At 72.8% G+C, this 20,195-nt stretch carries 18 protein-coding genes and 1 riboswitch; of the genes, 13 read left to right on the top strand and 5 right to left on the bottom strand.

Going from position 1 to position 20,195, the window contains the following annotated elements; genetic code table 11:
* The first annotated feature begins 54 nt into the window (after window positions 1–54).
* Together ACZ6ZT_RS15645 and ACZ6ZT_RS15640 are read left to right on the top strand one after the other, a co-directional pair.
* The gene (locus tag ACZ6ZT_RS15645) at window positions 55–855 is read left to right on the top strand and encodes a carbon-nitrogen hydrolase family protein (protein WP_469719706.1); all 801 of its coding nucleotides are present in this window, start codon (window positions 55–57) and stop codon (window positions 853–855) included.
* A 75-nt stretch (window positions 856–930) separates the two neighbouring features.
* A complete protein-coding gene (locus tag ACZ6ZT_RS15640) occupies window positions 931–2,628 on the top strand; it encodes a flavin monoamine oxidase family protein (protein ID WP_469719705.1) in 1,698 nt (565 codons plus the stop codon).
* Between the two features lie 62 nt (window positions 2,629–2,690).
* Here ACZ6ZT_RS15640 and ACZ6ZT_RS15635 read toward each other — a convergent pair whose 3' ends face one another.
* The 3 genes from ACZ6ZT_RS15635 to ACZ6ZT_RS15625 form a co-directional block, all read right to left on the bottom strand.
* The gene (locus ACZ6ZT_RS15635) at window positions 2,691–3,359 is read right to left on the bottom strand and encodes a DUF5995 family protein (RefSeq protein WP_469719704.1); all 669 of its coding nucleotides are present in this window, start codon (window positions 3,357–3,359) and stop codon (window positions 2,691–2,693) included.
* A 76-nt stretch (window positions 3,360–3,435) separates the two neighbouring features.
* Window positions 3,436–4,872, bottom strand: a complete 1,437-nt coding sequence (locus ACZ6ZT_RS15630; RefSeq protein ID WP_469719703.1) for a uracil-xanthine permease family protein — start codon at window positions 4,870–4,872, stop codon at window positions 3,436–3,438.
* Between the two features lie 73 nt (window positions 4,873–4,945).
* Entirely contained in the window at window positions 4,946–6,172 is a 1,227-nt protein-coding gene (locus tag ACZ6ZT_RS15625; RefSeq protein WP_469719702.1) for an MFS transporter, read from the bottom strand.
* A gap of 55 nt (window positions 6,173–6,227) precedes the next feature.
* On the opposite strand from ACZ6ZT_RS15625, the gene ACZ6ZT_RS15620 reads away from it, so the two are divergent.
* Window positions 6,228–7,412 carry an ROK family transcriptional regulator gene (locus ACZ6ZT_RS15620; RefSeq protein WP_469719701.1) on the top strand — a complete coding sequence of 395 codons (1,185 nt, stop codon included), beginning with the start codon at window positions 6,228–6,230 and terminating at the stop codon, window positions 7,410–7,412.
* Between the two features lie 238 nt (window positions 7,413–7,650).
* Here the strand turns inward: ACZ6ZT_RS15620 and ACZ6ZT_RS15615 are convergent, their stop codons facing one another.
* Both ACZ6ZT_RS15615 and ACZ6ZT_RS15610 read right to left on the bottom strand, forming a co-directional pair.
* Window positions 7,651–8,400: an SDR family oxidoreductase gene (locus ACZ6ZT_RS15615; RefSeq protein WP_469719700.1), complete on the bottom strand. Its 750-nt coding sequence runs from the start codon at window positions 8,398–8,400 to the stop codon at window positions 7,651–7,653.
* Between the two features lie 169 nt (window positions 8,401–8,569).
* A complete protein-coding gene (locus tag ACZ6ZT_RS15610; RefSeq protein WP_469719699.1) occupies window positions 8,570–10,939 on the bottom strand; it encodes a chitinase C-terminal domain-containing protein in 2,370 nt (789 codons plus the stop codon).
* Between the two features lie 284 nt (window positions 10,940–11,223).
* Window positions 11,224–11,353: riboswitch (FMN riboswitch) on the top strand.
* A gap of 150 nt (window positions 11,354–11,503) precedes the next feature.
* Here ACZ6ZT_RS15610 and ribD point away from each other — a divergent pair.
* The 10 genes from ribD to ACZ6ZT_RS15560 all read left to right on the top strand — a co-directional run bounded on the left by ribD (window position 11,504) and on the right by ACZ6ZT_RS15560 (window position 20,173).
* The gene (gene ribD, locus ACZ6ZT_RS15605; RefSeq protein WP_469719698.1) at window positions 11,504–12,646 is read left to right on the top strand and encodes a bifunctional diaminohydroxyphosphoribosylaminopyrimidine deaminase/5-amino-6-(5-phosphoribosylamino)uracil reductase RibD; all 1,143 of its coding nucleotides are present in this window, start codon (window positions 11,504–11,506) and stop codon (window positions 12,644–12,646) included.
* Complete coding sequence (locus ACZ6ZT_RS15600) at window positions 12,647–13,285, top strand: riboflavin synthase (RefSeq protein ID WP_469719697.1); 639 nt, start codon at window positions 12,647–12,649, stop codon at window positions 13,283–13,285.
* Window positions 13,282–13,935: a nicotinamide mononucleotide transporter family protein gene (locus ACZ6ZT_RS15595; RefSeq protein ID WP_469719696.1), complete on the top strand. Its 654-nt coding sequence runs from the start codon at window positions 13,282–13,284 to the stop codon at window positions 13,933–13,935. Before ACZ6ZT_RS15600 ends, ACZ6ZT_RS15595 begins: the two co-directional genes overlap by 4 nt.
* Window positions 13,932–15,233 carry a bifunctional 3,4-dihydroxy-2-butanone-4-phosphate synthase/GTP cyclohydrolase II gene (locus ACZ6ZT_RS15590; protein WP_469719695.1) on the top strand — a complete coding sequence of 434 codons (1,302 nt, stop codon included), beginning with the start codon at window positions 13,932–13,934 and terminating at the stop codon, window positions 15,231–15,233. The genes ACZ6ZT_RS15595 and ACZ6ZT_RS15590 overlap by 4 nt, the downstream gene beginning before the upstream one ends.
* A gap of 60 nt (window positions 15,234–15,293) precedes the next feature.
* The gene (ribH, locus tag ACZ6ZT_RS15585; RefSeq protein WP_042817356.1) at window positions 15,294–15,779 is read left to right on the top strand and encodes a 6,7-dimethyl-8-ribityllumazine synthase; all 486 of its coding nucleotides are present in this window, start codon (window positions 15,294–15,296) and stop codon (window positions 15,777–15,779) included.
* A 35-nt stretch (window positions 15,780–15,814) separates the two neighbouring features.
* The gene (locus tag ACZ6ZT_RS15580) at window positions 15,815–16,096 is read left to right on the top strand and encodes a phosphoribosyl-ATP diphosphatase (protein WP_388019633.1); all 282 of its coding nucleotides are present in this window, start codon (window positions 15,815–15,817) and stop codon (window positions 16,094–16,096) included.
* Window positions 16,097–16,170: 74 nt separating this feature from the next.
* Window positions 16,171–17,019, top strand: a complete 849-nt coding sequence (hisG, locus tag ACZ6ZT_RS15575) for an ATP phosphoribosyltransferase (RefSeq protein WP_469719694.1) — start codon at window positions 16,171–16,173, stop codon at window positions 17,017–17,019.
* Between the two features lie 85 nt (window positions 17,020–17,104).
* Window positions 17,105–17,569 (top strand): PH domain-containing protein, encoded by a 465-nt coding sequence (locus ACZ6ZT_RS15570; RefSeq protein WP_469719693.1) that lies wholly within the window; start codon window positions 17,105–17,107, stop codon window positions 17,567–17,569.
* Between the two features lie 199 nt (window positions 17,570–17,768).
* Window positions 17,769–19,130: a hemolysin family protein gene (locus ACZ6ZT_RS15565; RefSeq protein WP_469719692.1), complete on the top strand. Its 1,362-nt coding sequence runs from the start codon at window positions 17,769–17,771 to the stop codon at window positions 19,128–19,130.
* Window positions 19,127–20,173 carry a hemolysin family protein gene (locus ACZ6ZT_RS15560; RefSeq protein WP_469719691.1) on the top strand — a complete coding sequence of 349 codons (1,047 nt, stop codon included), beginning with the start codon at window positions 19,127–19,129 and terminating at the stop codon, window positions 20,171–20,173. The genes ACZ6ZT_RS15565 and ACZ6ZT_RS15560 overlap by 4 nt, the downstream gene beginning before the upstream one ends.
* Window positions 20,174–20,195: the final 22 nt, after the last annotated feature.

The raw sequence follows: 20,195 nt of genomic DNA, 5'->3' as shown, positions 1-20,195 counted from the left end.
CGTGCGCACGTACCGTTTTACGACCCCCACCCCACCTGTCACAGAGGTACGCCCATGCCCCCGCTGCGCACCGCACTCCTCCAGAGCTCCGGACGGCTCGGCGACACCGCCGAGAACCTGAAGCGGCTCGACGAGGCCGCCGCGCGCGCCGCACAGGGCGGGGCCGGGCTCCTCGTGACCTCGGAGATGTTCCTCACCGGCTACGCGCTGGACCTGCAGGACATCCCCGGGATCGCCGAGCCGGCCGACGGCCCGTCCGCCGTCGCCATCGGCGAGATCGCCCGCCGCCACGGGGTCGCCGTCCTGTACGGCTACCCCGAGCGGGCGGGCACGGCGGTCTACAACTCCGCGCAGCTCATCGGCCCCGACGGGACCGCGCTGGCGAACTACCGCAAGACCCACCTCTTCGGCTGCTTCGAGCAGGACGCCTTCACCCCCGGCGACACCCCCGTCGTCCAGGCGGACCTGAACGGCCTCCGCGTCGGCATCATGATCTGCTACGACGTGGAGTTCCCCGAGAACGTCCGGGCCCACGCCCTGGCCGGGACCGACCTCCTCCTGGTCCCGACCGCGCAGATGCACCCGTTCCAGTTCGTCGCCGAACAGCTGGTCCCCGTACGGGCCTTCGAGAACCAGATGTACATCGCGTACGTCAACCGGACCGGCCCCGAGGGCGAGTTCGAGTTCATCGGCCTCAGCTGCCTCGCCAACCCGGACGGAGTCACCCGCACCCGGGCCGGCCGCGGCGAGGAGATGGTCCTCGGCGAGGTCGACCCCGAGCTGCTCGCCGCGTCGCGCCGGAACAACCCCTACCTGCGCGACCGCCGCCCCGGCCTCTACGCCTCCCTGGTCTGAGTCCGGGCCCGGACCCGAGCCCGCCCCGCCGCCGCCCGCCGCCCCCTGCCCCACCCCGCAAGGAGACGTACCCCCATGACGTCCACGGTGCCCACCACCGCCGTCCCGCACAGCGACGGTCAGCCCCCGATCACCATGTTCGGGCCTGACTTCCCGTACGCGTACGACGACTTCCTCGCCCACCCGGCGGGCCTCGGTCAGATACCGGCGACCGAGCACGGCACCGAGGTCGCCGTCATCGGCGGCGGCCTGTCGGGCATCATCTCCGCCTACGAGCTGATGAAGATGGGCCTCAAGCCCGTCGTGTACGAGGCCGACCAGATCGGCGGCCGGCTGCGCACCGTCGGCTTCGAGGGCGCGGGCACCGAGAACCTGACCGCGGAGATGGGCGCCATGCGCTTCCCGCCGTCCTCCACCGCCCTCCAGCACTACATCGACCTGGTGGGCCTGGTCACCGAGCCGTTCCCGAACCCGCTCGCCGAGTCCACCCCCTCCACGGTCGTGGACCTCAAGGGCGAGACCCACTACGCCGAGACCATCGCCGACCTCCCGCAGATCTACCGCGACGTGTCCGCCGCGTGGAACGCCTGCCTGGACGAGGGCGCCGACTTCTCCGACATGAACACCGCGATGCGCGAGCGGGACGTCCCGCGCATCCGCGAGATCTGGGCGAAGCTGGTCGAGAAGCTGGACGACGAGACCTTCTACGGCTTCCTCTGCAAGTCCGAGGCCTTCCAGTCCTTCCGCAAGCGCGAGATCTTCGGCCAGGTCGGCTTCGGCACCGGCGGCTGGGACACCGACTTCCCGAACTCCATCCTGGAGATCCTGCGCGTCGTCTACACCGAGGCGGACGACCACCACCGCGGCATCGTCGGCGGCTCGCAGCAGCTGCCGCTGCGCCTGTGGGAGCGCGAGCCCGAGAAGATCCTGCACTGGGCCCAGGGCACCTCGCTGTCGTCCCTGCACGGCGGCGCCCCGCGTCCGGCGGTCACCCGGCTGCACCGCACGGCGGGCAACCGCATCACCGTCACCGACGCCGACGGCGACATCCGCACGTACCGCGCCGCGATCTTCACGGCACAGTCGTGGATGCTGCTCTCCAAGATCGCCTGCGACGACACGCTGTTCCCGATCGACCACTGGACGGCGATCGAGCGCACCCACTACATGGAGTCCTCGAAGCTCTTCATCCCGGTGGACCGGCCGTTCTGGCTGGACAAGGACGAGGAGACGGGCCGCGACGTCATGTCGATGACCCTCACCGACCGGATGACCCGCGGCACCTACCTGCTGGACAACGGCCCGGACCAGCCCGCCGTCATCTGCCTCTCGTACACCTGGTGCGACGACAGCCTCAAGTGGCTGCCGCTGTCCGCGAACGAGCGGATGGAGGTCATGCTGAAGTCCCTCGGCGAGATCTACCCCAAGGTCGACATCCGCCGGCACATCATCGGCAACCCGGTGACCGTCTCCTGGGAGAACGAGCCCTACTTCATGGGGGCGTTCAAGGCGAACCTGCCGGGCCACTACCGCTACCAGCGCCGCCTGTTCACCCACTTCATGCAGGACCGCCTGCCCGAGGACAAGCGCGGCATCTTCCTCGCGGGCGACGACATCTCCTGGACGGCCGGCTGGGCCGAGGGCGCCGTCCAGACCGCCCTGAACGCGGTCTGGGGCGTCATGCACCACCTCGGCGGCACGACCGATCCGACCAACCCGGGCCCGGGCGACGTCTACGACGACATCGCACCGGTCGAGCTCCCGGAGGACTGACCCCTCCCGGACCCCCGTGACCACGGGCCGCCCCCGCGCACGAACGCGGCGGCGGCCCGTCCTCATGCCACGCGCGTACGGGGCTTCAGCGGCGAGGGCGTCAGCAGGCAGCGGCCGATCAGGCCCACGCTCGCGTCGAGGGAGTCGGTGAACTCCTCGGCCAGGTCGGGGGAGCGGCGCAGGGTCCACAGCAGGCGGGCCGCGGCCCAGGCGCCGGAGCGGGCGCGCTCCAGGCTCCAGCTGCCGAGCAGGTGCGTCAGCGGATCGGCGACCTCCAGCAGGTCCGGGCCCGGCATCAGGTCCTCGCGGATGCGTTCCTCCAGGGAGACCAGCGTCTCCCCGACCCGGTGGAAGTCGGCTTCGAGGGCCGCGGGCGGGCAGTCCAGGGCGTGGCAGGAGGAGACGACCGCCAGGGCCAGGTCGTGCCCGATGTGGGCGTTGATCCCGGCCAGCGCGTGCTGGAGCGGGCGCACCCCCGGGTGGCGGCGGTACTGGAGCAGCGGGCGCCAGCAGGCCGGGGCCCGGCCCTCGGCCTCCACCGCCCGCAGATACCGCTCCGCGAACCGCACGCTCAGCGTCTCGGCCCGGCGGGGCGCCGGGAAGCCGCCGTGGCCGATCCGGTGGTGCAGGGCCTGCGTCACCGTCAGGTAGACCCGGTTGAAGACGGCCACGCCGTCCTGCGCGGGGAGCCGCTCGTCGAGGGCGCGCATCCGCGCGAGTACCGCTTCCATGCGGGCAGCCTGGCAGCCGGGAGGGCCCGGGCGCGGAACTTGGCCGTACGCTTCGCCGGTTCGGGCGAAGCGGCCGTCAACGCGGCGTGTCCCCCGCGTGGTCCGGCCCGGCGTCGCCCCGCTCCTTGTCCCCCGCGTCGCCCGGCTCGTCGTACGCCGAGGTGCCCGCGTCGAGGAGGGGTTCCTGCCGCTTGAGGTGGGGCGGGGCGAAGTAGCGCAGCGCGTGGTAGCCGGTGATGACCACGATCGTGCCCAGCGCGATGCCGCCCAGCTCGAAGCTGTCGCTGAAGCGCAGCTTCACCCCGCCGACGCCGATGATGATGCCCGCCGCGGCCGGCACCAGGTTCAGCGGGTTGCGCAGGTCCACCCCGCCGTTGATCCAGATCTGGGCGCCGAGCAGGCCGATCATGCCGTAGAGGATCACGGTGATGCCGCCGAGCACCCCGCCCGGGATCGCCGCGACGACCGCGCCGAACTTGGGGCACAGGCCGAACAGCAGCGCGAAGCCCGCCGCCGCCCAGTAGGCCGCCGTGGAGTAGACGCGGGTGGCCGCCATGACGCCGATGTTCTCGGAGTACGTGGTGTTGGGCGGCCCGCCCACCGCCGTGGACAGCATGGACGCGGCGCCGTCGGCGGCGATGGCGGTGCCGAGCTTGTCGTCGAGCGGGTCGCCGGTCATCTCGCCGACGGCCTTGATGTGCCCGGCGTTCTCCGCGATCAGCGCGATGACGACCGGCAGCGCGATCAGGATCGCCGACCACTCGAACTGCGGGGCGTGGAAGGACGGGAGCCCGACCCAGTCGGCCTTGGCGACGCCGGAGAGGTCGAGCCGCCAGTGGTCCACCGCCTCCGGGCCGCCCGCCGTCGAGTGGATCTTCCCGAAGACCAGATCGGAGACCCAGGAGAGCCCGTACCCGAAGAGCAGGCCAAGGAAGATCGCGATGCGCGACCAGAACCCGCGCAGGCAGACCACGGCCAGCCCGGTGAACAGCATGGTCGCCAGCGCCGTCCACTGGTCCTGCGGCCAGTACGTGGAGGCCGTCACCGGCGCCAGGTTGAAGCCGATCAGCATCACGACGGCGCCCGTCACCACCGGCGGCATGGCCGCGTGGATGATCCGCGCCCCGAACCGCTGGACGGCCAGCCCGGCGAGGAACAGCGCCCCGCCGACCACGAACACGGCGCCCGTGACGACCGCGCTGTTCCCGCCGCCGGCCCGGATCGCCGCGGCGACCCCGACGAAGGAGAGCGAGCAGCCGAGGTACGAGGGCACCCGGCCGCGGGTGGCGAGCAGGAAGATGACGGTCGCGATGCCCGACATCATGATCGCCAGGTTGGGGTCCAGGCCCATGAGGACCGGGGCGACGAAACTCGCCCCGAACATCGCGACGACGTGCTGGGCGCCGAGCCCGGCGGTGCGCGGCCACGACAGCCGCTCGTCCGGCCGCACCACCGCGCCGGGGGCGGGGGTCCGCCCATCTCCGTGCAGGGTCCAGCGCACGCCGAAGCCCATGTCCCACCACTTCCGTTCGGTTCGTCAAGCATCGCGGCCGGACCCGCCCGAGGCGTGACGACCAGCCGATATATTACGGCCGGATTGGGGCAGGTTCGTCCTGGTTGGGCAGGGCGACGGCTCCCGGCACCGGCTTGCCCCGCAGTACGGCCGCCCCCGCGATCAGGGCGAACGCGAGCAGCGTGACCAGACCGAAGGACACCACGAGCGAGGTGGCGTCCGCCACCGCGCCGATCGCGGACGGGGCGATCAGTCCCGATGTGTACGTGATCGTCGCGACCCCGGCTATGGCCTGCGCCGGAGCCGGACCGCTGCGCGCCGCCGCCGCGAAGGCCAGCGGCACCACCACCGCGATGCCGAGCCCGATCAGCCCGAAGCCGCCCAGGGCCGCCGCCGGATGGCGGACCGTGATCACCAGCAGGCCGCCCGCGGTGGCCAGTGCCCCGCCCGCCCGGACCGTGCGCACCGGCCCGAAGCGGTCCACCACCCGGTCCCCGGCCAGCCGGGCCACGGTCATGGTCAGCGCGAACGCGGTGGTCGAGGCGGCGGCCAGCCCCGCGTCGGTGTGCAGCACGTCCCGCAGGTACACCGCCGACCAGTCCATGCTGGCGCCCTCCGCGAAGACCGCGCAGAAGCCGAGGAGTCCGATCAGCAGGGCCGGCCTCGGCGGCAGCGCGAAGTGCGGCGGCGCCTTCGCCCCGGCGTCCCCGCGCAGGTCCAGCACACCCCGTACGGCGACCAGCCCGGCCCCGGTCAGGACGAGCGCGGCGATCAGGTGGTGCGGGCGGGCGTCCGCCCCCGCGTGCGCCGCGACCGTCCCGGCCGCCGAGCCCAGCAGGGCGCCCGCGCTCCACATGCCGTGCAGCGAGGACATGATGGAGCGGCCGAGCCGGTTCTCGGTCTCCACGCCGAGGGCGTTCATCGCCACGTCCGCCATGCCCGCGGTGGCTCCGTAGACGAACAGGGCGCAGCACAGGACGGCCAGGTTCGGGGCCACGCTCGGCAGGATCAGCGACAGGGTCCACAGGCACAGCAGGCCGCGCAGGGCGTTGCGGGCGCCGAAGCGGTGGTTGATCCGCCCGGCCAGCGGCATCGCGAGGGCCGCGCCGAGCGCGGGGAAGGCCAGGGCCAGGCCGAGGGCGCCGGCGCTGAGCCCGGCGTGCTCCTGGATCCAGGGGATACGGGTGGCGAAGGAGCCGGTGACCGCGCCGTGGGCGCAGAAGACGGCGGCGATGGCGAAGCGGGCGCGGCGCAGGCGCGCCGGGCTGGGGCCGGGTTCCCCGGTCGAGGGCCGTGTCATGGCCGTAAACTATCAGGGACCCTGCCTGATAGTTAATGGCCTTCGCCTCCCTAAGATGGGCGCCGTGACCGCCGTGATCCCCGCCAAGGTGCCGAGCCCCGCCGCCCCCGCCGCCGTCGTGCCCTCCCCGGCGTCGCCGAGTACGGCCCGGGCCCTCAACGACCGTCTCGCCCTGCGGCTCCTCCAGGCGGAGGGGCCGCTGACGGCGAGCCGGCTCAAGCAGCTGACCGGCCTCTCCCGCCCCTCCGTCGCCGACCTCGTCGAACGGCTCGCCGCGGCCGGGCTGATCGAGGTCGTAGGCGAGTCCGGCGCCCAGCGGCGCGGCCCGAACGCCCGCCTCTACGGGATCGTGGCCCGCCGGGCCCACCTCGCCGCCCTGGACGTACGGACCGACAGCGCCACCGCCGTCGTCACCGACCTGCTGGGCCGCCCGCTGGCCACCGCCGCCCTGCCCGTGGACGCCGTCGACGAGGCCGTGGACCGGCTGGAGGCCCTCACCCGCGAGGCCGGCGCCGGGGAACTGCACACCGTGGTCGTCGGGGCGCCCGGGCTGGTGGCCCCCGGCAGCGGCGAACTGTCCGGCACGGCGGGGCTGCCCGCCTGGCACCGGGACCTGGTGGCCGCCCTCCAGCGGCGGCTGCCCGCGACCGTGGTGGTGGAGAACGAGACCAACCTGGCGGCCCTGGCCGAGCAGCGCGTGGGCGCCGCCCGGGACGTGGACTCCTTCGTGCTGCTGTGGCTCGGCGCGGGGGTGGGCGCCGCCGTGGTGCTGGACGGACGGCTGCGCCGGGGGGCCTCCGGCGGGGCGGGGGAGATCGGCTTCCTCCCGGTGCCGGGGACGGCGGGGCTGCCCTCCGCCACCGACTGCGGCGGCGGCTTCCACGCGCTGGCGGGGCGGGACGCCGTGAGCGCCCTCGCCCTGGCGCACGGGTTCCGGGGGCCGGTGGAGGAGGCCGTCGCCGGCGCGGCCGCGGAGGCCTTCCTGGACGCCCTCGCGGAGCGGCTCGCGCTCGGGGCGGCGGCCGTCGCGGCGGTCCTCGACCCCGGCCGCGTGGTCCTCGGCGGCGAACTCGGCCACGCCGGCGGCCCCGCCCTCGCCGCCCGCGTCGAGCGCCGCCTCGCCACCCTCGCCCCCGCCCCGACCGAGGTCCGGGCCACCGCCCTGGGCGGCCCGGCGGTACTGGAGGGCGCCCGCCTGGCCGCCCGCGAAGCGGCCCAGTCGGTCCTCTTCGGCCCCTGACGGGCCGGGCCTTGGCGGGCCGGGCCTTGGCGGGCCGGGCCCTTGGCGGGTCGGGCCCTTGGCGGGTCGGGCCCTTGGCGGGTCGGGCCCTTGGCGGGCCGGGCCCCTGACGGGCCGGGCCCGCCAAGGGCCGGGCCCCTGACGGGCGGCGGCCCGGCCGGAGCCGGTACCGAACCGGTTGCGTCCGGCCCGGTCGCGCCGGGTCCGGTTGGCCCGGCCCCGCCCCCCCACCCCGCGCTCAGCCGCGGGCCGGGGGCCGCCGTTCCAGGTACTCCGCGAAGGTGCCCCGGCCCACGGCGTGGGTCTCGGCCAGGATGCCGCCGCGGCGGAAGGCGGCGTACGTCCTGCCCGCCAGCGGGATCCCCGCCACCCGCCGCCGGCTCCCCGTCGCCGCCAGGTACGCCCGGGCCCAGTCCGTCAGGGCGCGTACCTCGGGGCCGCCCATGTCCGGGACGCGCCCCGCGGGCTCCCGCTCCGCGAGCTCCGCCAGCCGGTCCGCGACCTCCTCGACGGCGATCGGCTGCACCCGTACCCCCCGGGGCAGCAGCGCCACCGGCAGCTTCGCGGCCGCCGCGGCCAGCTGCGCCACCAGGTCGTGGAACTGCGTGGTCCGCAGGATGGTGACGCCCAGCCCCGACTCCTCCAGCAGGTGCTCCACCGCCAGCTTGGTCCGGTAGTAGGGGAAGGGGACCACGTCCACCCCGACGATCGAGATGTACACGAGGTGGGTGACGGTCCCGGCCCGGCGGGCCGCCTCGATCAGGTGCCGGGCGGCCGCCTCGTCGCCCCCGCGCGGGCTGCTCGCGCAGTGCACGACCACCCGCGCGCCCGCCATGGCCGCGTCCAGTCCGGTGCCGTCGCGCAGGTCGACCGGGTAGTGCTCCGCGTGCCGGCTCAGCACCCGGACCTCGTGGTCCCGCTCGCGCAGCCGGGTGGCGACGAGGGCGCCGAGATTGCCGGTGCCGCCGGTGACGAGGATCGTGCTCATGATGCGTGGGTCCTTCCCTCGGGAGTGCTCTCCCCCAGGGGACAGACGGGCCCGCCCGAATGTGACACCCCGCGCCGGGGGACTTCCGGACGGGCCCCGGACGTGCGAGGACCCGGTGGCCGCCGGGCCACCGGGTCCTCACGTCAACAACCGGGGAAGGGCGCCGGTGTCAGCAGGCTCCCTGGTCCTTCCAGACGCCCCAGTCACCGGTGGTGCCGGGCTCCTCGTTCTGCGTCCACCACTGGGCCTTCCAGGTGTGGCCCTTGTGGGAGACGAGGGTCCCGCTGTTGTAGACCGTGCCCGCCACGTACGCCGGAGCGGTGCACGTACCGCCCGGAGGCGTGGTCGGGGGAGTGGTCGGCGGGGTCGTCGGCGGCGTGGTGGGCGGCGTCGTCGGCGGGGTGGTCGGGGGCGTGGTGGTGCCCGGCTCCGTCAGCGTCGTGCCGCGCGCCAGGTCCCCGGCGAGGGCGTAGGTGGTGCCGGAGATGTTCACCGTCCAGTTGGAGGGCGTGGACACCGGCAGGTAGTAGTTGAACGCCAGGTCCACCGAGGCGCCCGGGGCCAGCGTCTGCCAGGCCGGGAGCTTCAGGGAGACCCGCTGGAAGTCGCCCTTCAGACCGCCGACGTTGCTGCCGCTGTGCCCGGTGCTGATCACCTTCGTGCCGAAGCCGGACTGGTCCGAGGCGTTCGCCGGGGCCGAGGTCCCGTAGTCGAACTGGAACTCCGTACCGCCGGGCAGGGTGGTCTTCGTGTTGTTGGTGATCTTCAGCTTCGGGGTGATCGGGTAGTTGGAGTCGCCGAGCTTGAAGTCGGTGAACTCCGTCTTGATGTCGACGGCCCGCGCGGGCAGCGCCGTACCCGCCTTCTTCGCGCCGTACGGGGAGGCGGCCTTGAACTTGTCGTACATCAGGGAGGTGAGCGTGTCGCCCATCTCGTACTGGCCCTTGGCCGCGTTGTACGCGTAGTCGCCCGCGAGCTCCCACACCATCGTGCCGCCGATGCCCTTGCCGACCACGTAGTCGGCCTTGGCGGCGACGGACTGCTCGTCCTCCGTCGAGAGGAAAACCTTCTTCTGCGCGTTCCACAGCCACGGCGCCACCAGCGTGGAGTCGTACTTGCGGGCGTAGGTGCCGGTCAGCGTGGTGTTCGCGGGGAGGCCGTACTTCGTGACGTAGTCGCCTACGACGCCCTTCTCCAGGTTCTTCGCGTGCCACATCGGGTTGGAGCCGGCCGGGGACTCGACGCCGTTGGTGTCCAGGTCGTGCCAGAGGTTGTCGATGCCGACCGCGCCGTCACCGCACTTGGTCAGCCCCGCGCCCGCCGGGCAGGTGGTCGCCGGGGCCCTGCCCCACAGGCCGTCCGTGCCGCCCTGCACGTTCTTGAAGCCGCGGGTGTAGTACGGCAGGCCGATGTTGATCCGGCCCGCCGGCATCGAACCGCGGAAGTAGTGGTAGGCCCAGTCGGCGTTCAGATAGCCGGTGCCGCCGTACTGGGAGGTGGAGTAGACGCTCGCGGCGGCCAGTTCGCCGTCCTTGCCGTCGTCGAAGAGCGAGGCGTTGGGGCCGACGTACTCGTTCCAGGCGCCGTGCAGGTCGTAGGACATGACGTTGACGTAGTCCAGGTACTGCTGCATCTGGAACGTCTCCATGCCGCGCAGCAGGTAGCCGGAGGAGGGGGCGGCGACGGAGAGCAGGTAGTGCCTGCCGTCGGCGGCGCCCGCGCGGTCGAGCTTCTCGCGCAGTGACTTCATGAGGGCGGCGTAGCCCTTGACGAGGCCGGCCCGGCGGGCGTTGGACAGCTGCCAGTCCAGCGGGTTGCCCGCGTCCTTCATGGTGGTCGGGTACTCGTAGTCGATGTCGACGCCGTTGAAGCCGTACGTGCGGATGAACTGCACGGAGGAGTCGGCGAAGGTGTCGATGCCGGCCTGGTTGACGGAGCCGTCGGCGTTGGTGGCCATCGAGTAGAAGCCGCCCGAGGCGACGCGGTTGCCGTCGTCGCCGAAGTAGCCGCCGGTCTCGGCCCAGCCGCCGACCGAGATGAGCGTCTTGACGTTCGGGTACTGCTTCTTGAATTTGTTCAGCAGGTTGAAGTGGCCCTTGTACGGGAGGGCCGGGTCCATCTCGGCGCCGGCGAGGCCGGGCCAGGTCATCCCGGTGGCGGCGTTGTTCGCGTTGTCCGCGCCGACCGAGATCTTGTTGTCGGCCCCGACGTGGGCGAAGGCGTAGTTCAGGTGGGTGACCTTCGACCAGGGCACGTTGTTGGCGAGGTAGGCGGGCGTGCCGTCCTTGCCGGTGCGCCAGCCGGTGAAGTAGCCGATGACGCGGCGCTGGTGGTCCGCGCCCATCTTCTCGCGGCCTTCGGAGTCGTAGACCGAGCAGTACGGGACGTCCGCGCCGGCGGTCTTGTACAGACCGTCGGGGCGGCAGCTCTCGTTGTCGGCGGCGTGGGACACGCCGGCCGAGAGGCCGCCGACCAGCAGTCCGGCGATCGCGGCGCCGGATGCCAGGAGCATCGCTCTCGTACGAGTGGGGGACGGCATGGTGCCTCCTGGGGAGGGGAGGTAGGCGGGACACGACGTGCGGTGACGGGCAGGAGCGTGGCGCTGGTCGGTCCGCGACGTGCGCACGTCGGCGGGCCGGGATCCCCGGGGAAGATGAAGGGAACGTTAAGAGGACTAGACCAAACCGTCAATAGGTCTGGACCAAAGCCGCGCAGGGTGCGCGAGCACCCCTCGAATACGGCTGGTTTGTGACCCAGGCCACAGCACGTCACCCGCATGGCCGTCGGGGCCCCGTGGCACACTGGCCGTAGTACCAGTAGCAGCAGCGCACTCCGGGGTCGGTGTAATTCCGAACCGGCGGTATAGTCCGCGACCCGTCCGCATCCAGCGGCCGGTTGACCAGGTGAAATTCCTGGACCGACGGTGAAAGTCCGGATGGGAGGCAGTGCGCGGCGGGCCAGTCACCGGTACGCCGCCGTCGGCGGTCCATCGGCGTATCCAGCGGATACGTGTCGGACGGACCGTTCTTTCCGGCTCAGGCGTCCCCGCGTGTGCTACCCGCTTCATCTGTCGTATCCCGACAGGCCCCGGAGTCCGTGCCCGATGAGGCAGGAGGACCCGGTGGCGACACACGCCGAAGTGAACGCGGAGCCCGGCACCGATGTGCGGGCCATGCGGCGAGCCGTCGAGCTCGCGGCGCGCGGACTCGGCTCCACCAGTCCCAACCCGGTCGTCGGGTGCGTGATCACCGATGCCTCCGGCGCCGTCGTCGGCGAAGGCTGGCACGAGCGGGCCGGCGGCCCCCACGCCGAGGTCCACGCCCTGCGGCAGGCCGGCGAGGCGGCCCGCGGTGGCACCGCGTACGTCACCCTCGAACCCTGCAACCACACCGGCCGCACCGGCCCCTGCGCCCAGGCCCTCGTCGAGGCCGGCGTCAGCCGCGTGCTCTACGCCGTCTCCGACCCGAACCCGCAGGCCAGCGGCGGTGGCGCCACGCTGCGCGCCGCCGGGATCAGCGCCGAGGGCGGCCTCCTCGCCGCCGAGGCCGAGGCGGGCAACGCCGCCTGGCTGACCTCCGTACGGCTCGGCCGCCCCCACGTCACCTGGAAGTACGCCGCCACCCTCGACGGCCGCAGCGCCGCCGCCGACGGCAGCAGCCGCTGGATCACGTCCGCCGAGTCCCGCGCCGACGTCCACCGGCTGCGCGCCGCCTGCGACGCGGTCCTCGTCGGCGGCGGAACCCTGCGCGCGGACGACCCGCACCTCGCCGTCCGCGGGATCGAGGGCGCCACCCAGCCCCTGCGCATCGCCCTCGACACCCGGGCGGGCGTGCAGCCGACCGCCCGCATCCTCGACGGCGCCGCGCCCACCCTGCTCGTCGTGGGCGAGGACGCCGACACGGGCCACCTGCCCGAGCACGTCGAGCTGCTCCGCCTGCCCCTGCACGACGGCCGCGTCGCCATCGGCGACCTGCTCGCCCGGCTCCACGCCCGCGGCCTGCGCTCCCTCCTCCTCGAAGGCGGCCCCACCCTCGCGGGCGCCTTCCTGCGGGCCGGAGCCGTCGACCGGGTCGTCGGCTACCTCGCCCCCGCCCTCCTCGGCGCGGGCCCCGCCGCCCTCGCCGACGCCGGCGTCCTCAGCGTCTCCGAGGCGCTGCGCCTCGACATCACCGAGGCCGTCCGCATCGGCCCCGACCTGCGCATCACCGCCGTCCCCACCGTCCACACGCCCCTCAAGGAGCACTGAGTGTTCACCGGAATCGTCGAAGAACTGGGCGAGGTCACCGCCGTCGAACGGCTCGCGGACGCCTCCCGCTTCCGCCTGCGCGGCCCGGTCGTGACCGAGGGCGCCAAGCACGGCGACTCGATCGCGGTCAACGGCGTCTGCCTGACCGTGGTGGAGACCGCCGACGGCGAGTTCACCGCCGACGTGATGCGGGAGACCCTGAACCGCTCCAGCCTCGGCGCGCTCACCGCGGGCTCCCGCGTCAACCTGGAGCGCCCCATGGCCCTCGGCGGACGCCTCGGCGGCCACCTCGTCCAGGGCCACGTCGACGGCACCGGCGCGATCCTCTCCCGGACGCCCTCCGAGCACTGGGAGATCGTCAAGATCGCGCTCCCGGAGAACCTCTCAAGGTACGTCGTAGAAAAAGGCTCTATCACTGTGGACGGTGTCAGCCTGACCGTGGTGGAGGCCGCCGCCGAGTACTTCAGCGTCAGCCTCATCCCCACCACCCTCGCGCTGACCACCCTGGGCGTCAAGCAGCCCGGAGACCTGGTCAACCTGGAGGTCGACGTCCTCGCGAAGTACGTCGAGCGCCTCCTCGCAGCCGGCGTGGACCCCCTGACCGCCACCCCGAACGACCCGAAGGAGACGAACCGGTGAGCGCTCTGACCTGGCTCAACTCCGAGGCGTTCAGCGCGTTCGGCCAGAAGATCATCTGGTCCGACGCGATAGGCAACACCATGGGGCTCGCCGCCCTCGCCCTCGGCTGGCGGCGCTCCATCTGGACCTGGCCGACCCAGTTCCTCTCCGGCGCCATCCTCTTCGTCGCCTTCGCCGCCGGGCACCTCTCCGGCAACGCCGGCAAGCAGGTCGTCGTCATGGTGGTCGCCCTGTGGGGCTGGACGATGTGGAGCCGCGGCAAGCGGCAGGCCCAGGACGCCTCCCTGGCCGTCCGCTTCGCCACCTGGCGCGAGCGCGGCCTGCTGCTGGGCGCCGCCGCCCTCGGCACCCTCGCCGTCACCGGGCTGTTCACCCTCTACCCGTGGATGTCCTGGAACCCGCTGCCCGACGCCTACATCTTCGTCGGCACCGTCGTCGCCATGTACGCCCAGGCCAAGGGCCTCGTCGAGTTCTGGTTCGCCTGGCTGCTCGTCGACGCGGTCGGCGTCCCGCTGGCCTTCACCAGCGGCTACGCCTTCTCCGCGTTCGTCTACGTGATCTACGGAGCCCTCGTGCTCTGGGGTGCCCACGACTGGTACCAGCGCTCGCGCACCAACCCCGCCCCGGCCCTCGAAGGAGCAACGGCATGACCCCCCTCAAGCCCGTGCCGGACGTCCCCGCCCCCGGCGCGCCGGAAACCTTCCGTCTCGACCCCGTCGAACAGGCCATCCGCGACATCGCCGCCGGCCGCCCCGTGGTCGTCGTCGACGACGAGGACCGCGAGAACGAGGGCGACCTCGTCATCGCCGCCGAGAAGGCCACCCCCGAGATCATCGCGTTCATGATGAGCGAGTGCCGCGGCCTGATCTGTGCCCCCATGGAGGGCCCGGAGCTGGAGCGCCTGGAACTCCCGCAGATGGTCCAGCACAACACCGAGTCGATGCGGACCGCCTTCACCGTCTCCGTCGACGCGAGCGCCGCCCACGGCGTGACCACCGGCATCTCCGCCGCCGACCGCGCCACCACCCTGCGCCTGCTGGCCAACGGCACGTCCGCCCCCGGGGACTTCGTCCGCCCCGGCCACGTCTTCCCGCTGCGCGCCAAGCCCGGCGGCGTCCTGGTCCGCAACGGCCACACCGAGGCCGCCGTCGACCTCGCCCGGCTCGCGGGCCTGCGCCCGGCCGGCGCCATCGTGGAGATCGCCGGCGAGGACGGCGTCATGCTGCGCCTGCCCGAGCTGATCCCCTTCGCCCGCAAGCACGGACTGACGATCATCTCCATCGAGGATCTGATCGCCTACCGCCGCTCCGCCGAGCCGACCGTCCGCCGCGAGGCCGAGGTCAGCCTGCCGACCGCCTTCGGCGAGTTCACCGCGTACGGGTTCCGCTCCACCGTCGACGGCGTCGAGCACGTCGCCCTCGTCCACGGCGAGGTCGGCGACGGCGAGGGCGTCCTGGCCCGGATGCACTCCGAATGCCTGACCGGCGACATCTTCCAGTCCCAGCGCTGCGACTGCGGCCCCCAGCTCCAGGCCGCCATGGCCCGGATCCAGGCCGAGGGGCGCGGTGTGATCGTCTACCTGCGCGGCCACGAGGGCCGGGGCATCGGGCTCCTGTCCAAGCTGCGCGCCTACGAACTCCAGGAGCGCGGCCGCGACACCCTGGACGCGAACCTGGAACTGGGCCTGCCCGCCGACGCCCGCGACTACGGGGCCGGCGCCCAGATCCTCGCCGACCTCGGCGTCCGCAGCGTCCGGCTGATGACCAACAACCCCGACAAGTCCGCCGCGCTCGTCCGCCACGGCATCGCCGTCAGCGGCCGCGAGCAGATGCCCATCGAGGCGGGCGAGCACAACCTGCGGTACCTGCGCACCAAGCGGGACCGGATGGGCCACGACCTGCCCTGGCTGGAGGGTGCCGTACCCACCTCCGCCTGCGGCAACCAGTAACCAATAACCAGTAACACGCAACACGCAACACGCAACCGAGAAGAACCGAGGAGCAGAGCTGTGAGCGGCAAGGGCGCACCCGTACTGAGCGTGAAGAACTGCGGCGACCTCCGGGTGGCCGTGATCGCGGCCCAGTGGCACGAGAAGGTCATGGACGGGCTGGTCGACGGCGCCCTGCGGGCCCTGCACGAGCTGGGCATCGACGAGCCCACCCTGCTGCGCGTCCCCGGCAGCTTCGAGCTGCCGGTCGTGGCGAAGGTACTCGCCGGTCGCGGTTACGATGCCATCGTCGCCCTCGGCGTGGTCATCCGCGGCGGCACCCCGCACTTCGACTACGTCTGCCAGGGCGTCACCCAAGGCCTGGTGCAGGTGTCGATCGACACCGGAGTCCCCGTCGGCTTCGGCGTACTGACCTGCGACAACGACGAGCAGGCGCTGGACCGCGCCGGGCTTGAAGGGTCGAACGAGGACAAGGGGCACGAAGCGGTCACCGCCGCCGTCTCCACCGCCATGACCCTGCGGACCGTCAGCGAACCCTGGCGCTGAGCGGCGGCGCGGGACCCCTTATTCTGGGGACCATCATGGCGAACGAACCCTCCAAGAGTTTCGAAGAGCTCTTCACCGAGCTCCAGCTCAAGGCCGCCAACGGCGACCCCAGCACCTCGCGCACCGCCGAGCTCGTCGGCAAGGGCGTCCATGCCATCGGCAAGAAGATCGTCGAGGAGGCCGCCGAGGTCTGGATGGCCGCCGAGTACGAGGGCAAGGAAGCCGCCGCCGAGGAGATCTCCCAGCTGCTGTACCACGTTCAGGTGATGATGGTGGCGCGCGGGATCTCCCTCGACGACGTCTACGCGCACCTCTAGGCCGCAGCCCTCCCCGGCGGACCCCGCGCCCGCTCCCGCACCCCCTTTCGCACCTACGCACCAAAGGAAGCCCCATGCTGCGCATCGCCGTCCCCAACAAGGGTTCACTCTCCGGACCGGCGTCGGCGATGCTCCATGAGGCCGGCTACCGCCAGCGCAAGGAGTCCAAGGAACTCGTCACGGTCGACCCCGACAACGAGGTCGAGTTCTTCTACCTCCGCCCGAAGGACATCGCGATCTACGTCGCCTCGGGCAAGCTCGACATCGGCATCACCGGCCGTGACCTGCTGCTGGACTCCGGGGCCAACGCCGAGGAGATCCTGCCGCTGAACTTCGGCCGGTCCACCTTCCGCTACGCCACCAAGCCCGGCACCGCGAAGGGCCCCGAGGACTTCCAGGGCATGACGATCGCCACCTCCTACGAGGGCATCGTCGCCAAGCACCTCGCCGACCAGGGCATCGACGCCTCCGTCGTCCACCTGGACGGCGCCGTCGAGACCGCCATCGAGCTCGGCGTCGCGCAGATCATCGCCGACGTCGTGGAGACCGGCACCAGCCTGCGCAACGCCGGCCTGGAGGTCATCGGCGAGCCGATCCTCCAGTCCGAGGCGACCGTCATCCGCCGCACCGGCGCCGGCGTCGAGGAGCCGAAGGTCGCGCAGTTCCTGCGCCGCCTCCAGGGCGTCCTCGTGGCCCGCAGCTACGTGATGATGGACTACGACTGCCGCGCCGAGCACCTGGAGCGCGCGGTCGCCCTCACCCCGGGCCTGGAGTCGCCGACGATCTCCCCGCTCCACAACGAGGGCTGGGTCGCGGTCCGCGCCATGGTCCCCGCCAAGGAAGCGCAGCGGATCATGGACGACCTGTACGAGCTCGGCGCCCGCGCGATCCTCACCACCTCGATCCACGCCTGCCGTCTCTGACCCGCAGACCCGTCGACCCGTACATCCGTCACCCGTACGCGGTCCCCGGCCCCGTACGCCCCCTCCAGAAGGCACCTCCAGCACCATGAGCGAGTCCGCCGCCCCCGCCGCCCCGCCCGCCCTGCCGGTCACCTTCCGGCCGACCCGCACCCGGGCGGTGCTGCTGGGCGTCGGGCTCGTCATGTTCGCCACCATCACCGCGATCGCGCTGCTGCTGGAGAACCTCGGCCCCGGCGAGCGCCTCAGCTTCATCGTCACGGCGGCGCTGATGGCCTCCGTCCTCGTCCTGCTCAGCCGCCCCAAGGTGGTCGCGGACGAGAGCGGGGTCACCGTGGTCAACCTGACCACCACCCGCCGCCTGGAATGGGCGCAGATCCTGCGCGTGAACCTCCGCCCCGGCGACCCGTGGGTCTTCCTCGACCTCAGCGACGGCACCAGCCTGCCCGTCCTCGGCATCCAGCCCGGCATCGCCCGCGCCCAGGCGATCGGCGACGCCCGCGCGCTGCGCGCCCTCGCCGAGACCAGGGGATCCGGCGGAGCCGGCCACTGACCCGCCGGTCTCGTCGCTGCGTCCCATTGCGGCGGCGATCTCAATGACTACCCTGGTGGCGGGGCGCGAGCGCGCGCCCTCCCACGCGCCCCGGGACCCCGAGGCCCGCGGGCACCCATCGACCAGAGGAGTGACTCCCTCCAGCAATGGACGGATCGTCCGGTAGTACACGCGCCGCCCTCCCCGCGGAGGCGGCGGCATGACCATCCCGCTACTCCTGCTCCTGGCGGCCTTCGCCCTGATCCTCGCCAACGGTTTCTTCGTGGCGGCCGAATTCGGCCTCGTCACGGTGGAGAGACCCGAGGCCGAACGCGCCGCCGCCGAGGGCGACCGCCGTGCCCGCACGGTCGTCGACGCCCTGCGGGAGCTGTCCTTCCAGCTCTCCGGCACCCAGCTCGGCATCACCCTCACCTCGCTCGTCGTCGGCATGCTCGCCGAACCGGCCCTCGCCGCACTCCTGTCGGGGCCCCTCGCCGCGACCGGCCTGCCCCGCGGGGTCGTCCCCGGCGCCGCCGTCCTCATCGGCATGCTGCTCGCCTCCGCCGTCCAGATGGTCGTCGGCGAGCTCGTCCCGAAGAACTGGGCGGTCTCCAGGCCGCTCCAGGTGGCCAGGATCGTGGCCGGCCCGCAAACGGTCTTCTCCCGGGCCTTCCGGCCCGTCATCGCCGCCCTCAACGCCGTCGCGAACCGTCTCGTACGGGCACTCGGCGTCGAGCCGGCCGAGGAGATGGCCTCCGCCCGAACCCCCGGCGAACTGGTCTCCCTGGTCCGCCATTCGGCCCAGGCCGGCGCCCTCGAACAGGACACCGCCGACCTCTTCGTACGGACCCTGTCGCTGGGCGAGCTCACCGCCCAGCACGTCATGACCCCCCGCGTGAAGGTCAGCGCCCTCCAGCACACGGCCACCGCGGCCGACGTGCTGAACCTGACCCGCGCCACCGGTCTGTCCCGCTTCCCCGTCTACCGCGACCGCATCGACGAGGTCACCGGCGTGGTCCACCTCAAGGACGCCCTCGCCGTGCCCGAGCCCGAGCGCGCCCGCACCACCGTCGCCCGGATCTGCGTCGCCCCGCTGCTGGTGCCCGGCTCCCTGCCGGTGCAGCCCCTGCTGGAACGGCTGCGCAGCGAACAGCCCATGGCCGTGGTCGTCGACGAGTACGGCGGCACGGCCGGAGTGGTCACCCTGGAGGACATCGTGGAGGAACTCGTCGGCGAGGTCCGCGACGAGCACGACCTCGCCGAAGACGCCGGCCCGGAACTGGCCGCCGTGCCCACCGAGGACGGCCGCCCCTCCTGGGAGGCCGACGGCAGCTGCCGCGTCCACACCCTGCGCCGCATAGGCCTGGAGGTGCCCGAGGGCCCCTACGAGACCGTCGCCGGTCTCGTCGCCGACCTGCTGGGCCGGATCCCCGCCCCCGGGGACCGCGCCGAGCTGCCCGGCTGGAAGCTGTCCGTCCGCCAGGTCGGCCGCTACCGCGCCGAACGCGTCCGGCTGGTGCCCACCACCCCGCTCGGCGCCGTCCCGGCCCCGGCCGCACTCGCCCAGGCGGGCCGCCGGTGAACGCCCTCCAGCTGTTCTTCGCGCTGCTCCTCGTCCTGGCCAACGGCTTCTTCGTCGGCGCCGAGTTCGCGCTCGTCTCCGTACGCCGCAGCCAGATCGAACCCCTCGCCACCGCCGGCTCCAAGCGGGCCCGCCAGGTGCTGTACGGGCTGGAGAACCTGCCGCGCATGATGGCGGCCGCCCAGTTCGGCATCACCCTGTGCTCGCTCACCCTCGGCGCGGTCGCCGAGCCCACCGTGGCCCGGCTGCTGGAGCCCCTCTTCGAGGCCGCCCGCCTGCCGGAGGGCCTGGTGCACCCCCTCGGGTACGCCTTCGCCCTGGCCGCCGTGGTGTTCCTGCACCTGGTGATCGGCGAGATGGTCCCGAAGAACCTCGCCATGGCGGCCCCCGAGCGGACCGCCCTGTGGTTCAGCCCCGGCCTGGTCGCCTTCGCCCGCGTGTGCGGGCCGGTGACCAGCGCGCTGGGCGCCTGCGCCGTGCTCGTCCTCAGGCTCTTCAAGGTCGAGCCCAAGGACGAGGTGGAGGCCGTCTACACCAGTGCCCAGCTCGGCCGTCTCCTCAAGGACTCCCGGCAGGCCGGACTGCTCGAACCCGTCGAGCAGGAACGCCTGGAGGACGCCCTCGAACTGGGCAGCCGCCCGGTCACCGACGTCCTGCTGCCCCGCGAGCGGCTCGTGACCGTCGGCCCGGCCGTCACCCCGCGCCAGATCGAACAGCTGACGGTGCGCACCGGCTACTCCCGCTTCCCCGTCCGCTCCGACACCGGCGCCTTCATGGGCTACCTCCACGTCAAGGACGTCCTGGACCTGGAGGAGCGGGAGCGGGCCGTCCCGCAGCGGGTGTGGCGCAGGATGACCACCCTGAGCTCCACGCTCCCGCTGGACGACGCCCTCAGCGTCATGCGCCGGGACGCCACCCACCTGGCCCAGGTCGCCGACCCGGCCGGGAAGGTGCTCGGCCTGGTGGCGCTGGAGGACGTCCTGGAAATGCTCGTCGGCGAGGTCCGCGACCCGGCCCACCGCGCGTACGCCCGCAGCGCCTGACGGGCCGCGACGGCCCGGGCCC

It is taken from the genome of Streptomyces sp. NPDC102258 (assembly GCF_055584685.1).
The sequence above is the reverse complement of the archived record's forward strand: the minus strand, read 5'-3'. Positions and strand labels throughout refer to the sequence as shown.

What these genes read in the sequence shown, in the direction of transcription:
- ACZ6ZT_RS15645 (WP_469719706.1), top strand. Translation starts at nt 55, where the DNA reads ATGCCCCCGCTGCGCACCGCACTCCTCCAGAGCTCCGGACGGCTCGGC.
- ACZ6ZT_RS15640 (WP_469719705.1), top strand. Translation starts at nt 931, where the DNA reads ATGACGTCCACGGTGCCCACCACCGCCGTCCCGCACAGCGACGGTCAG.
- ACZ6ZT_RS15635 (WP_469719704.1), bottom strand. Translation starts at nt 3,359, where the DNA reads ATGGAAGCGGTACTCGCGCGGATGCGCGCCCTCGACGAGCGGCTCCCC.
- ACZ6ZT_RS15630 (WP_469719703.1), bottom strand. Translation starts at nt 4,872, where the DNA reads ATGGGCTTCGGCGTGCGCTGGACCCTGCACGGAGATGGGCGGACCCCC.
- ACZ6ZT_RS15625 (WP_469719702.1), bottom strand. Translation starts at nt 6,172, where the DNA reads ATGACACGGCCCTCGACCGGGGAACCCGGCCCCAGCCCGGCGCGCCTG.
- ACZ6ZT_RS15620 (WP_469719701.1), top strand. Translation starts at nt 6,228, where the DNA reads ATGGGCGCCGTGACCGCCGTGATCCCCGCCAAGGTGCCGAGCCCCGCC.
- ACZ6ZT_RS15615 (WP_469719700.1), bottom strand. Translation starts at nt 8,400, where the DNA reads ATGAGCACGATCCTCGTCACCGGCGGCACCGGCAATCTCGGCGCCCTC.
- ACZ6ZT_RS15610 (WP_469719699.1), bottom strand. Translation starts at nt 10,939, where the DNA reads ATGCCGTCCCCCACTCGTACGAGAGCGATGCTCCTGGCATCCGGCGCC.
- ribD (WP_469719698.1), top strand. Translation starts at nt 11,504, where the DNA reads ATGAGGCAGGAGGACCCGGTGGCGACACACGCCGAAGTGAACGCGGAG.
- ACZ6ZT_RS15590 (WP_469719695.1), top strand. Translation starts at nt 13,932, where the DNA reads ATGACCCCCCTCAAGCCCGTGCCGGACGTCCCCGCCCCCGGCGCGCCG.
- ACZ6ZT_RS15580 (WP_388019633.1), top strand. Translation starts at nt 15,815, where the DNA reads ATGGCGAACGAACCCTCCAAGAGTTTCGAAGAGCTCTTCACCGAGCTC.
- hisG (WP_469719694.1), top strand. Translation starts at nt 16,171, where the DNA reads ATGCTGCGCATCGCCGTCCCCAACAAGGGTTCACTCTCCGGACCGGCG.
- ACZ6ZT_RS15570 (WP_469719693.1), top strand. Translation starts at nt 17,105, where the DNA reads ATGAGCGAGTCCGCCGCCCCCGCCGCCCCGCCCGCCCTGCCGGTCACC.
- ACZ6ZT_RS15565 (WP_469719692.1), top strand. Translation starts at nt 17,769, where the DNA reads ATGACCATCCCGCTACTCCTGCTCCTGGCGGCCTTCGCCCTGATCCTC.